General features: G+C 35.8%; 16 protein-coding genes. 11 read left to right on the top strand and 5 right to left on the bottom strand.

Going from position 1 to position 12,626, the window contains the following annotated elements:
• Window positions 1-139: 139 nt before the first annotated feature.
• The 6 genes from O0931_RS06125 to O0931_RS06100 all read left to right on the top strand — a co-directional run bounded on the left by O0931_RS06125 (window position 140) and on the right by O0931_RS06100 (window position 3,255).
• Window positions 140-865 carry a lysophospholipid acyltransferase family protein gene (locus O0931_RS06125; RefSeq protein WP_269414679.1) on the top strand — a complete coding sequence of 242 codons (726 nt, stop codon included), beginning with the start codon at window positions 140-142 and terminating at the stop codon, window positions 863-865.
• 1 nt (window position 866) lies between these two features.
• Window positions 867-1,157, top strand: coding sequence for an Asp-tRNA(Asn)/Glu-tRNA(Gln) amidotransferase subunit GatC (gene gatC / locus O0931_RS06120; protein ID WP_269414678.1), 291 nt, complete (start codon window positions 867-869; stop codon window positions 1,155-1,157).
• A gap of 94 nt (window positions 1,158-1,251) precedes the next feature.
• Window positions 1,252-2,010, top strand: coding sequence for an ABC transporter ATP-binding protein (locus tag O0931_RS06115; RefSeq protein WP_269414677.1), 759 nt, complete (start codon window positions 1,252-1,254; stop codon window positions 2,008-2,010).
• 61 nt (window positions 2,011-2,071) lie between these two features.
• Window positions 2,072-2,620, top strand: a complete 549-nt coding sequence (locus O0931_RS06110; protein ID WP_269414676.1) for a cob(I)yrinic acid a,c-diamide adenosyltransferase — start codon at window positions 2,072-2,074, stop codon at window positions 2,618-2,620.
• An 85-nt stretch (window positions 2,621-2,705) separates the two neighbouring features.
• A complete protein-coding gene (locus tag O0931_RS06105) occupies window positions 2,706-2,927 on the top strand; it encodes a DUF2795 domain-containing protein (RefSeq protein WP_010603503.1) in 222 nt (73 codons plus the stop codon).
• Window positions 2,928-3,096: 169 nt separating this feature from the next.
• Window positions 3,097-3,255, top strand: a complete 159-nt coding sequence (locus O0931_RS06100; protein WP_269414675.1) for a lmo0937 family membrane protein — start codon at window positions 3,097-3,099, stop codon at window positions 3,253-3,255.
• A gap of 78 nt (window positions 3,256-3,333) precedes the next feature.
• Here the strand turns inward: O0931_RS06100 and O0931_RS06095 are convergent, their stop codons facing one another.
• Both O0931_RS06095 and queA read right to left on the bottom strand, forming a co-directional pair.
• Window positions 3,334-3,999, bottom strand: a complete 666-nt coding sequence (locus tag O0931_RS06095) for a 2-C-methyl-D-erythritol 4-phosphate cytidylyltransferase (RefSeq protein WP_269414674.1) — start codon at window positions 3,997-3,999, stop codon at window positions 3,334-3,336.
• 80 nt (window positions 4,000-4,079) lie between these two features.
• Window positions 4,080-5,129: a tRNA preQ1(34) S-adenosylmethionine ribosyltransferase-isomerase QueA gene (queA, locus tag O0931_RS06090; protein WP_269414673.1), complete on the bottom strand. Its 1,050-nt coding sequence runs from the start codon at window positions 5,127-5,129 to the stop codon at window positions 4,080-4,082.
• Window positions 5,130-5,316: 187 nt separating this feature from the next.
• Between queA and O0931_RS06085 the strand changes: the two genes are divergently transcribed.
• Window positions 5,317-6,561: an ABC transporter permease gene (locus tag O0931_RS06085; protein WP_269414672.1), complete on the top strand. Its 1,245-nt coding sequence runs from the start codon at window positions 5,317-5,319 to the stop codon at window positions 6,559-6,561.
• 96 nt (window positions 6,562-6,657) lie between these two features.
• Here the strand turns inward: O0931_RS06085 and O0931_RS06080 are convergent, their stop codons facing one another.
• The gene (locus O0931_RS06080; RefSeq protein ID WP_269414671.1) at window positions 6,658-7,854 is read right to left on the bottom strand and encodes a pyridoxal phosphate-dependent aminotransferase; all 1,197 of its coding nucleotides are present in this window, start codon (window positions 7,852-7,854) and stop codon (window positions 6,658-6,660) included.
• A 112-nt stretch (window positions 7,855-7,966) separates the two neighbouring features.
• Between O0931_RS06080 and O0931_RS06075 the strand changes: the two genes are divergently transcribed.
• From O0931_RS06075 to bioA, 4 genes are read left to right on the top strand one after another with little or no spacing between them, the layout of a single operon-like run.
• Complete coding sequence (locus O0931_RS06075; RefSeq protein ID WP_269414670.1) at window positions 7,967-8,953, top strand: cation diffusion facilitator family transporter; 987 nt, start codon at window positions 7,967-7,969, stop codon at window positions 8,951-8,953.
• Window positions 8,940-9,395: an NUDIX domain-containing protein gene (locus O0931_RS06070; RefSeq protein WP_269414669.1), complete on the top strand. Its 456-nt coding sequence runs from the start codon at window positions 8,940-8,942 to the stop codon at window positions 9,393-9,395. Before O0931_RS06075 ends, O0931_RS06070 begins: the two co-directional genes overlap by 14 nt.
• The gene (locus O0931_RS06065) at window positions 9,385-10,254 is read left to right on the top strand and encodes a CPBP family intramembrane glutamic endopeptidase (RefSeq protein ID WP_269414668.1); all 870 of its coding nucleotides are present in this window, start codon (window positions 9,385-9,387) and stop codon (window positions 10,252-10,254) included. Before O0931_RS06070 ends, O0931_RS06065 begins: the two co-directional genes overlap by 11 nt.
• Entirely contained in the window at window positions 10,232-11,497 is a 1,266-nt protein-coding gene (gene bioA, locus O0931_RS06060; protein WP_269414667.1) for an adenosylmethionine--8-amino-7-oxononanoate transaminase, read from the top strand. The genes O0931_RS06065 and bioA overlap by 23 nt, the downstream gene beginning before the upstream one ends.
• A 171-nt stretch (window positions 11,498-11,668) precedes the next feature.
• Here the strand turns inward: bioA and O0931_RS06055 are convergent, their stop codons facing one another.
• Both O0931_RS06055 and O0931_RS06050 read right to left on the bottom strand, forming a co-directional pair.
• Window positions 11,669-12,103 carry an SRPBCC family protein gene (locus O0931_RS06055; protein ID WP_269414666.1) on the bottom strand — a complete coding sequence of 145 codons (435 nt, stop codon included), beginning with the start codon at window positions 12,101-12,103 and terminating at the stop codon, window positions 11,669-11,671.
• Window positions 12,104-12,132: 29 nt separating this feature from the next.
• Complete coding sequence (locus O0931_RS06050) at window positions 12,133-12,549, bottom strand: VOC family protein (protein ID WP_269414665.1); 417 nt, start codon at window positions 12,547-12,549, stop codon at window positions 12,133-12,135.
• Window positions 12,550-12,626: the final 77 nt, after the last annotated feature.

The following is a 12,626-nucleotide window of genomic DNA, read 5'->3' as shown; positions in this document are numbered from 1 at the left end:
TTTTGGCAGTGTGTATAACCAGTATTCAGGTTTGTTATCTGTTGTTTGTGCAACGGATGAATAATCTGAAAATAAGATGCGGCCAACTAAATCGTGATTTAGCTAAAATATCAAACAATTTTATATTTTTGATACATCTATGATCAACTTTCTAAGACAAGTACATCGGGTATGGTATCTATTCTGGATACTATTTTTTTTCTTTCTATTTTATCCTTTTTATTTTCTAACCTCCCGTAACCCGAAATATTACGGCGCATTAAATTTTTTCAGAAAAGCGAACAGTTTTCTTTGCAGCTTATTTTCAGGAGTTTTTTTTTCTTATCAATTCGAAGAAAAATTAGATAGTAACAAAACCTATATCTATTGTTCAAATCATACATCTAACCTCGATATCATGGTATTTTGTATCTTAGGGAAGGGAAAGTATCATTTTATGGGCAAAGATGAGTTGCTAAATAATCCCGTTCTTGGAATTTTTTTTAAAACGATAGATATTTCCGTAAACCGGGATAGTAAAATTTCGGCCTTCAGGGCTTTTAAAAAAGCAGGAGAAAATCTTGAGAAGGGGATGAGCCTGGTTATTTTTCCGGAAGGCAAGATAGATGACCATTATCCGCCAAAATTAGGTGAATTTAAAAATGGCCCTTTTAGATTAGCTATTGATAAAAATATCCCATTGGTACCGGTTAGTATAACAAATGTTTGGAAAATTAACTGGGATGATGGTGCCAGGTATGGAAGTAAGCCTGGAATTTGCGATATTTACATCCATAAACCAATAAATACTTCAGGCCTAACAGATGCAGATACTGATGATTTGAAAAACAAGGTTTTTAATTTAATAAATAGCAAATTAGTATAGCATGAATTTAGACTCAAAAACCATTTATAAGATAGCCGATTTAGCAAGAATTCATATCGATGATAAAGAAGTGGATACACTTATTCCTGAAATGAACAAAATTTTATCTTTCATGGAAAAGTTAAATGAGTTAGATACCCGTGATGTTAAGCCGCTTGTTTATATGAATGAGGCAACGAATGTATGGCGAGAGGATGTTGTAAATCAGGAAATTTCTACTGCAGATGGTTTAAAAAATGCAGCGAAGCATAATGAGCAGTTTTTTATGGTTCCAAAGATTATTGAAAAATAGTTTGCCATTTCTAATTATAAATTAAGAAGTGGTTGATAAATTTAAGTCCTCTTGTAACATCTTTGCCATGCTCCTTGTCTAAAAAATAAAAACTATGTCACAACCACTCATTACAATTAAGGAAATTGGTCGTAAGTACGTTATCGGTTCAGAAGTAATCCATGCTTTAAAATCAGTTAGTTTAGATATAAATAAAGGCGAATTTGTAGCATTAATGGGGCCTTCCGGTTCAGGTAAATCTACCTTAATGAATATTTTGGGTTGTTTAGATACACCATCCAGCGGAACGTATGTGTTAAATGGAACGGATGTTAGCCACATGACTGATGATGCGCTTGCAGAAGTCCGTAATCAGGAAATTGGTTTTGTTTTCCAAACTTTTAATCTTCTGCCACGTTCAACATCTTTAGATAATGTGGCTTTGCCATTAATTTATGCAGGCAACAGCAAAAAAGACAGGGATGAACGTGCAAAAAAAGCTTTGGAGAATGTAGGTTTGGGAAATCGTATGGATCACAAACCCAACGAATTATCAGGTGGGCAGCGTCAGCGCGTTGCCGTTGCAAGGGCTTTAATTAACGATCCGTCGATTATACTTGCCGATGAGCCTACGGGTAATCTGGATACGAAGACATCCATAGAAATTATGGGTTTGCTGGAAGAAATTCACAGTAAAGGCAATACCATTATTCTGGTAACTCACGAAGAAGACATCGCGCAACATGCGCACCGGATTGTACGTATGCGTGATGGCCTGATTGAAAATGATTATATTAACACCGACATAAAAAATGTTTCACCCCGTTTACAGGCATTAAAAGAAAGCGGCAGTGATTGGGAAAAAATAAACTAGAAAAGTTGAAAATTAAAGGTTTAATGCGTTGAACTTTCGACTTTAACTTTCAACTTTTGAAATGAAAATTTATACTAAAACCGGCGATAAGGGACAAACATCATTAATAGGTGGTACGCGGGTACCAAAGTATCACCTGCGCATCGAAACTTATGGAACCGTTGACGAATTAAATTCGTACATCGGTTTAGTGATGTGTCAAGACATTGAAAATCATCACCGGGCTTTTCTAAAAGAAATTCAAGACCGGTTATTTACAATAGGTGCATCACTGGCTGCCGATCCAGAAAAATCAAAAATGAAAATTCCCGATTTGCACGATGCTGATATTATCTTGTTGGAAACAGAAATAGATGCTATGAATGAGGTTTTACCTGCATTAAAGCACTTTGTTCTACCGGGTGGAAATACTGTCGTTTCGTATTGTCATTTAGCCAGGTGTGTTTGCAGAAGAGTTGAAAGGCTTACGGTTGAATTAGCGGAAAATAGCTTTGTAGATGAGCGGGTAACCGTTTACTTGAATCGTTTAAGTGATTATTTGTTTGTTTTGGCACGAAAACTGAACATGGATTTCGGAGCAGAAGAAAACATTTGGATACCGCGTATTTAATAGTGGAAAAATAAGTTTGTTTTGCTCAAAAATTTTAATATACTTTGCGCATTATTAAGAATAAGAATTTAATTGAATTGACGATATGTATTGGACACTAGAATTAGCTTCCCACCTGGAAGACGCACCATGGCCTGCAACAAAAGATGAATTAATTGATTATGGCATCCGTTCAGGTGCCCCTGTAGAGGTAATCGAAAATTTACAGGCCTTAGAGGATGACGGCGAGCCTTATGAAACAATAGAGGAAATTTGGCCTGATTATCCAACTAAAGAAGATTTCTTCTTTAATGAAGATGAATACTAAAAAAACTCCCGACTGAAATCGGGAGTTTTTTTTTTGCTTATAAGAATCATAAGATTCTCTTTAAAAGCATTTCAAACTGGATTTAGAATTTTTTTTTACATTTTTTAAACAAAACAAGAATTTTCTGTGTTAATACTTCAACATTTTAACTTACTAAAAAAATTAACAGATGGGAAATTTATTGTATTTAGTCGCAGTAGTATTAGTGATACTTTGGGTTATAGGTTTTGTATTTCACGGCTTTGGAGACGTGGGTAACATTATTCATGTTTTACTGGTTATTGCAGTTATTGCAATTCTGCTTAAAATTATCGGCAGGGCAGCGTAATGCATTTTCAAACTTACGAACCGTAAGTATAAAATTAAGCTATAAAAAAAGGAGTTTCGCATCGAAACTCCTTTCTGTTTAATTTTTTAGCAAAAGTTCGGCGAGTTCCAAATCGATGGGGTAGGTAATCTTTATATTATTTCTTTCACCTTCTACAATATTAATTTCGTAACCATCAGCTTCTACAACACTTGCATCATCAGTAAAATGCGTTGTAAAATCTTGTTTATAGGCTTTTTTTAAAATTTCTAAGCTAAAAGTTTGTGGCGTTTGAACAAGGTATATCTCGTCTCGCTTCAATGCCGATGTTTTACCGTTTTTAAGCATTCTAACGCTATCACTCGATTGTACGGCAGCAATAGCATTACCCTGCATTTCAGCACTACGAAAACAATTGTCTATAAGTACAGTAGAAACTAAAGGACGTACTGCATCGTGAATGGCTACAAAACTTTCTTCTTTAATACTTTCAACAGCATTTTTAACTGAATAAAAACGTTCTGTTCCACCTGCTATAAGGGTATGAGGAATGTTAAAATTGAATTCTTCGCAAAGCCTTGCCCAATATTTGTGTTGATTTTCGTGTAATACAACAATTATTTTAGGTTGTGTATCACTTTGTGCAAAAGCCTTTATCGTGTGCATCAAAACCGGGAGGTTTTTCAGCAATAGAAATTGTTTTGGCGTTTCAGTTTGCATCCGATTGCCTGAACCGCCTGCTACAATTACAGCATAGTATTTCATAGTTAAGCATCAAGATATAAGTATCAAGATATAAGTATCTAGTATCTAGAAAAACCTTGATACTAGATACCTGATACTGTCTATATAATCAGCATGGCATCACCATAGCTGTAAAATTTATATTTTTCTTTTACTGCAACTTCATAAGCATTCATCACATTTTCATAGCCGCCAAATGCGCTTACCATCATTAATAAAGTAGATTCTGGTGTATGAAAATTGGTAATCATCGAATTTGCGATACTGAAATCGTATGGTGGAAAAATAAATTTACTAGTCCAGTCGTTGGCTGCTTTTAAAGTTCTGTTGGCAGAAACAGCAGATTCTATAGAACGCATTGATGTGGTTCCGACTGCGCAAATCCTTCTTTTTTCCTCAATTGCCTTATTTACAATATCAGCATCTTTTTGTTCGATGATGAATTGTTCAGAATCCATTTTATGTTTGGTTAAATCTTCAACTTCAACCGTTCTGAAAGTACCTAAACCTACGTGTAAAGTAACTTCTGCAAATTCAACACCTTTTAATTCAAGGCGTTTCATCAACTCACGGCTGAAGTGCAAACCAGCCGTTGGGGCTGCAACAGCGCCCTCATGTTTAGCAAAAATGGTTTGGTAACGCTCTTTATCTTCAGCAGTTGCTTTACGTTTGATGTACTTCGGTAGGGGTGTTTCACCTAAAATTTCAACATTTTTTCGAAATTCTTCATCTGTACCTTCGAATAGAAAGCGAATGGTACGGCCACGGGAAGTTGTATTATCAACAACTTCGGCAACTAATAAATCGTCATCACCAAAGTATAATTTGTTACCAACGCGAATTTTACGCGCTGGATCAACTAAAACGTCCCAAAGGCGTAATTCCTTATTTAATTCACGAAGTAAAAATACTTCAATGGTTGCACCGGTTTTTTCTTTATTGCCATATAAACGTGCAGGAAAAACCTTTGTGTTGTTTAATATCATTACATCTTTATCGTCGAAATAACCTAAAACGTCTTTAAAGATTTTATGTTCAATTTTACCGCTGTCTTTATGTAAAACCATTAAACGTGCTTCGTCGCGTTCTTCAGCAGGATTGTTAGCAACTAATGATTCCGGTAAGTTAAATTTGAATTGTGATAATTTCATTCTTGATGAATTTTTTGAGGTGCAAAAATACGAATTTAATTTTTCTTTTCAGTATTTTATCAAACTCAATTATAGTATATAATGTTTTAATTCAAATTAATGTGTTTAGGCTTCATTATTCCAATAAAAATAATTAGTTTTCAAATTGCTGTAACCTTTTAAACGGCTTCGTGTCTAAACTACAATTATGATAATCTTCAGGCTTATAGGCGAGAGTTTTCGGTTTGCATTTGATGCATTACGCCAGAACAAATTACGTACAATGTTGTCTCTTTTGGCGATAACCATCGGTATTTTTGTTATCATTTTCGTTTTTTCAGGCGTAGATACCTTTCGTGGTAAACTGCAGGCGAGTGTGGATAAACTTGGTTCCAATACCATATACATACAAAAATGGCCTTGGAGTTTTGGTGATAATTATCCATGGTGGAAATATGCAAATCGTCCTGAGCCGTCAATCCGCGATTTCGAATCTTTGAAAGACAGGATGGAGAATGCTGATGGCATTACCTTTGAGATTTCTACAGGAAACAGGACAATTAAATACCGCAGTGGTTCAGTTGAGGGTATCAGTATTTCGGCTGCTTCTCAGGATTTTAATAAAACATGGAATTTTGAATTACAATCGGGCCGCTATTTTACAGATAATGAAAATAATAACGGTGCCCCGGTTTGTTTAATTGGTGCAGAGATAGCAGAAGGGTTATTCGGGAACGATGAGCCTGTGGGTAAACAAGTACAGATTTTAGGCAGGCGCGTAACAGTTATTGGCGTTTTTGTAAAGGAAGGTGAAGATATGTTGGGTACTTCATTAGATAAAAGTGTAAATATTCCTATAAATTTTGCAAAGGGGATTTTGGATGTGCAAAATGAACGTTATAACCCTCAGATAACGGTAAGAGGTTCCAATAATGTTTCCTTGGAAGAGGTAGAGAGCGAACTCAAGGGTGTAATGAGATCAATACATCGTTTGAAACCAAATCAGGAAGACGATTTTGCCTTAAATAAAACAACAATATTATCGAATCAGTTAAATAAAATGTTTGATGTGGTCAATATCGCCGGATGGGTGATTGGCGGTTTTTCAATTCTGGTTGGTGGCTTTAGTATTGCAAATATTATGTTTGTTTCCGTAAAAGAGCGTACAAATATTATTGGCATCCAAAAATCTCTGGGTGCTAAACGATATTTTATATTGCTTCAGTTTATATTCGAGGCGATATCACTCTGTATTTTAGGCGGATTACTTGGCTTGTTATTGGTTTATCTACTCGCTCTGGTTATCGGAGCTGTAACCGATTTCCATATTATATTGGGCTTGAATAATATTGTTTTAGGGATAGGAATATCAGTTATTATCGGAACAATATCCGGTTTCTGGCCTGCTTATTCTGCTTCACGACTGGATCCTGTTGAAGCGATAAGAAGTTAAAAATATTAGGTGATTATAAATAAAATCCCCCGCTAAATTTTACTTAACGAGGGATTTTTTGTGAGTACGATCTGAAAACCGCAAACTATAAATTTATCAGGCCAATTTACCCAATGCTTCTTTAATTCGTCTTAACGCCTCAACCAGGCTTTCATCTGATGCTGCGTAAGATAAACGGATGTAGTTGTTATTACCGAATGAATCGCCGCCAACAGTGGCTACATGACCAACATTTAATAAATAAAGTGCTAAATCCGATGAGTCTTTAATTACATTGCCATCAGCATCTTTTTCGCCAAAAAATGAACTGATTTCAGGGAAGAAATAGAAAGCGCCGTCGGGAAGATTTGTTTTAACGCCGGGAATTTCGTTCAGTAAATTATAAACCAATTCTCTGCGGCGAAGGAAAGCTTTTTTCATTTTTAAAACGCTTTCTAAACCTTGCTCATAAGCAACGATACCCGCTCTTTGTGCAATGGAACAGGTTCCTGATGTCGTTTGGCCCTGCAGTTTATCGTTTGCCGCGGCAATCTCTTTACTGGCCGCAATATAACCTAATCTCCAGCCTGTCATTGCAAATGCCTTAGAAAATCCATTTACTATAATTACACGGTCTTTAATGCTTTCAAACTGCGCAATGGATTCATGTTTGTCAACAAAATTGATGTGCTCATAAATTTCGTCAGATAAAATATAAATGTCAGGATGTTTTTCAAAAACTTTAACCAAAGCAGCCAGTTCTTCTTTACTGTAAACAGAACCTGTAGGGTTACAGGGTGAAGAAAACATAAAGAGCTTTGATTTTGGCGTAATTGCCGCTTCCAGTTGTGCCGGTGTAATTTTAAAGTTGCTTTCTATATCTGTATCAATAAAAACAGATTTTCCTTCGGCAAGTACAACCATTTCTGAATAAGAAACCCAGTAAGGTGTGGGAATAATTACTTCATCATCCGGATCAATTAAGGTTAAAATAACGTTCGATAAGGATTGTTTTGCACCGGTTGAAACTACAATCTGAGTAACATCATAATCCAAATTGTTTTCTATTTTAAGTTTATTAACAATAGCCTGGCGTAAATCAGGATAGCCTGGTACAGGTGAATACCGGGTATAGTTATCATCTAATGCTTTTTTTGCTGCATTTTTTACGTGGTCCGGTGTATTAAAATCTGGTTCGCCAACACTTAAGCTGATAACATTAACCCCTTTGGCGGCTAAGTCGCGACCAAGTTTGGTCATTTTAAGGGTTGCTGATTCTGATAAACTGTTGATTCTTCTGGATAAGGTGCTCATGGTTAATTACTTTGAACGCAAATATATAAACCAAATATTATTCTGCACTAAAAAAGACTGAGTTTTTCTCATTTAATTTCTTGCATAAGCGTATTTTTGAAAAAAAATCCTCGTGTCAGTAAAGAAAAGAGCTATTATAATTTCATTAGCAGTAAGCGTTATATTAATGCTGGCTAAATTTGTTGCATACTTTATTACCGAATCTAATGCAATTTTAACCGATGCAGCGGAAAGTATTGTTAATGTAATTGCAGGTAGTTTTGCATTCTACAGTATTTACCTGAGTACACAACCACGTGATGAAAATCATCCTTACGGCCATGGTAAAGTAGAATTTTTTTCCGCCTTTGTTGAGGGAATATTAATTTTAATTGCAGGTGTAATTATTATTTTCAAATCTTCCTACAATTTAATTTATCCTCATGCCATAGGTCAGCTATTAGAAGGTACTTTAATAATTGGCATTACCGGACTGATTAATATGATTGTTGGACTATACCTGATAAATGTTGGTAAAGATGAACATTCAATTACGCTTCAGGCAGATGGAAAGCACTTGCTTACGGATACCTACACAAGTATAGCCATTGTTGTCGGCTTAATTTTAATTCAACTTACAAATATTATTTGGTTCGATAGCCTGCTTTCTGCATTGGTTGGATTTTACATTGTTTATTCAGGCTATCAGTTAACCAGGGGATCTGTGGGTGGCTTAATGGATGAAAGCGATTCTACTTTGGTAAAAGAAGTTGTTAACGTTTTGCAGGAGAACAGGCATAATCCATGGATTGATGTACATAATCTTCGTACGCAACAATATGGTACGGAGTTTCATATGGATTGTCATGTAACGCTACCTTATTATTTTGATTTAAATAAGGTTCATAGAGAAATTTCCCAGATAGATGAACTCATCAATAAAAGTGGTTTCAGAAAAGCAGAGCTCTTCATTCATGCTGATCCCTGCTTACCTGCATGTTGCCACTACTGCCATATGAGTGAATGTCCTGTAAGAACAGAAACTTTCAGAAAAGAGATTATCTGGACACCAGAAATTGTAATTAAAAACAAAAAGCACTTCGAAAATGAGCTACTTTAATGTGAGGGTTTATGGTTTACTGATAAATCAGAATAACGAAGTTTTAATTAGTGATGAAGAAGAATATGGCTTTCGTTTCAGTAAATTTCCAGGTGGTGGCCTTGAATTGGGCGAGGGGTTAATTGACGGATTAAAAAGAGAATTTATAGAAGAATGCAATGCTGAAATAGATATAATAGCGCATTTCTACACCACAGATTTTTTTGAAAAGTCGGCTTTCAATGATAGTCAGGTGATAAGTGTTTATTATTTGGTTAAAGAAAAGGAACCTTTGAAATTATCATTTAAAGAAAAGATATATGATTTTGATGGGGAGGGCGATATCCTTCAGGCATTCCGTTGGGTTAAAATTCAGGATTTATCTATTGATGACATCACTTTCAAAACCGATAAAACGGTTGCACAATTATTAAAGGAACAATTCATTGTTAATGGAAAATAAATTTCTTTATTACCTTAAACCCATCATCAGGGTAGTCATTTTTGTTCTATTTATTTTTCTTTGGTCAATACCTTTTGGTTTTCTAACCCAATTTGAAGTATTCAAATTTTCCCAGGATAGTTTGTCTGGTCAATTGTTTTATGAATTCGGTGCGGTGTTAATTGTTACTGGTGCTCTGCTAATGGTTTTCCAGACTTTTCCAACAAGAAATTTTGAGACGGTTTTTATAACGCAAAATGCATTTTTTCCATTTCTGAAAGGCAGTGCATTAGGATTGCTGTTAATTGGATGTTGTTCTTTAATCATGTACCTCACCGGAAATGTTGCATTTACTGAAACCAAAATACTACCTTTAAATATTGCAGGCTATCTTTTGTTCTTTATTATGGCTGGTCTTTTTGAAGAATTTACCTTCCGGAGCTTTCCGTTAGTGGTTTTTGCAGAGCGTTACTCCATTCCGGTTAGCATATTCTTAAATGGCTTCTTGTTTGGGTTGATTCACCTTTCTAATCCGGATTTTTCCATGCTTGCAATGCTGAATATTTCTTTATGTGGTATTTTATTTTCGATGATTACTTTATTGAAAAGAAATATTTGGTGGGCTGTTGGCATTCATTTCGGCTGGAATTTCACCCAGGGAAATTTACTGGGTTTTAAGGTTAGTGGCATCAGTCAACCCGGATTGATTATGGCCACACCAAAAGGAAATGCAATACTTTCCGGTGGCGCCTTCGGTATAGAAGGTTCAATAATTTGCACATTTATATTAATGATTTGCGTTATTTTGTTAATCATTAAAACCCGTATAAAACCTGTTTTAGAAATAGAAAATAATCATGAGTTTGATAGAAAGGGATAAGAAAGTAATCTGGCATCCGTATACACAAATGAAAAATGCATTGCCACACATTCCAATTGTAAGGGGAGCGGGTGTATATGTTTTTGATGAAAATGGAAGGCGCTACATAGATGCTGTTTCTTCCTGGTGGGTAAATATTCACGGGCATGCGCATCCGCATATTGCGAAGAAAGTTGCAGCACAGTTAAATGTTTTAGAACATGTTATTTTTGCCGGTTTTACGCATGAACCTGCAGTTTTACTGGCGGAGCGATTGTTACCACTTCTTCCGGGAAAGCAGGATAAAGTTTTTTATACCGATAATGGTTCGACGGCTGTTGAAGTGGCCTTGAAAATGTGTTTGCAATACTGGAATAACAAGGGCAAACCAAAAACCAAGATTCTGGCTTTCAAAAATGCCTACCATGGCGATACTTTTGGCGCGATGTCGGTAAGCGGGCGCAGTATTTTTACGGATGCATTTAATAATTTATTATTTGACGTTGAGTTCATCGATTTACCTAACCATGATAATATCGAAAAGCTCAAAACTAAAATCTTAGATTTAAAATCTGATGTGGCCTGTTTCATCTTTGAACCGCTTATTTTGGGTTCCGGTGGCATGTTAATGTATGAAGCCAAATACCTTGATGCGCTTTTGTCAGCCTGTAAAGAAGCAAATATACTCGCCATAGCGGATGAAGTGATGACCGGATTCGGAAGAACAGGAACATATTTTGCATGTGAAAAGCTGGATAATAAACCCGATATATTTTGTTTGAGTAAAGGTTTAACCGGTGGAACAATGCCACTGGGGGTAACAACTTGTACAAATGAAATATTTGATGCTTTTCTAAGCGACGATAAATTAAAAACCCTTTACCACGGTCATTCGTTTACCGCCAACCCGATTGCTTGTGTGGCATCGCTTGCTAGCTTAGATATTCTTTTGGAGAATGAGACACTCGAAAACATCAAAAGGATAGAGGCAAGGCATGCTGTTTTTTTAGAAGAAATTAAATCTCACTCAAAAGTTAAAGCCATCCGCCAAACCGGAACCATTATTGCCATTGAGTGGGAAACCGGAAATGAGACTTCTTACCTGAGTAATTTACGTAACCTGCTTTATACTTATTTTTTGGATAAGGGCATAATTTTGAGGCCATTAGGGAATATCATTTATATTTTACCTCCCTACGTAATCAGTAATGAGGATTTAGATTATATTTATGATGCGATTAAATCAGCATTGGAGGAAATATAGCTTCAATATCAAGAGACTGTACCATAAATCAATTTATCTTTAGATTTTGTCACGTTGAGCTTGTCGAAACGCTCTAAACGGCAGTTTTTGTAAGTCCTTCACTTCGGCTTCGCTCAGTGAAGGCTAGGTGCAGGATGACATGCGAATTTATGATACAAATTTTTGAAAATATTACGCTTCACGCTCCAGGTAATTTTTCAACGCATCGTTCAAAAAATATGTCCATCCACCTTTAAAACTATCTTTAGCAAAATCTTTTCCATTTTCTGAAAAACTTTCTATACCCGAATGTGTAATTACAACCCGGGTCTGGTCAGCTTTTTCAAATAATTCCCAGCAAACTTCTGAATTACCGGGATAACCGTCGTATCTCCAGGAGTAGGCTAATTTCCTTTCCTCAATCAGCTGTGTTATTTCACATAGGTGTAAAAAATGAGGACCTTCTTCCGGGCCACCCAGAAAATCAAATTTAAAGCCAACTTCAGGTTTAAAATCTTTTAACTGAAAATACCATTTTTTTATCTCGTTGTTATCTGTTAAGGCGCTCCAGATTTTATTTGCAGGTACGTTGTATGTATGTTCAACAATTAATGCATCAGTTTTCATAGCTATAGAAATTCGTTTGATATAATATACTAGCCCAAAGGCATTTTACTTAAATCCATATAAAGAATATTCCAGCGTTGTCCATCTAAATCAATAAATCCACAACCATACATCCAGCCATCTTTATAACCGGGTTCACCGTAAATTGTACCTCCGGCTGCGACAACTTTTTTAGCTAAATCGTCAACTTCTTCGGGGCTTTCGGCATCTATAGAAAATAAAACTTCGGTACCGGATATAGGACTTGCTACGGTATTACCAGCAAAAGATTCGTACAAAGCCTTTTTAAAAAGCATAATTACAAGTTTGCTATCGCCAACCAGAAAAGAAGCAGAATCATCATTCGAGCCGTACTGCGAATTAGGTGTAAAACCGATTTGTGTAAAAAACTCTTTTGATTTACTTACATCATTAACGGGAAGATTTATCCAAATTGATTTTGTCATAACGTTTTTATATTTGTTTTCTATAAAGATAAGCAACCTGTCAGGGAAATCAGGCTGCCAAAGCAGAAAAATAACGG

This window comes from Pedobacter rhodius (assembly GCF_027213645.1).
In the GTDB taxonomy this organism is placed as follows: Bacteria; Bacteroidota; Bacteroidia; order Sphingobacteriales; family Sphingobacteriaceae; genus Pedobacter; species Pedobacter rhodius.
This window is presented reverse-complemented; position numbering and strand designations above follow the sequence as displayed.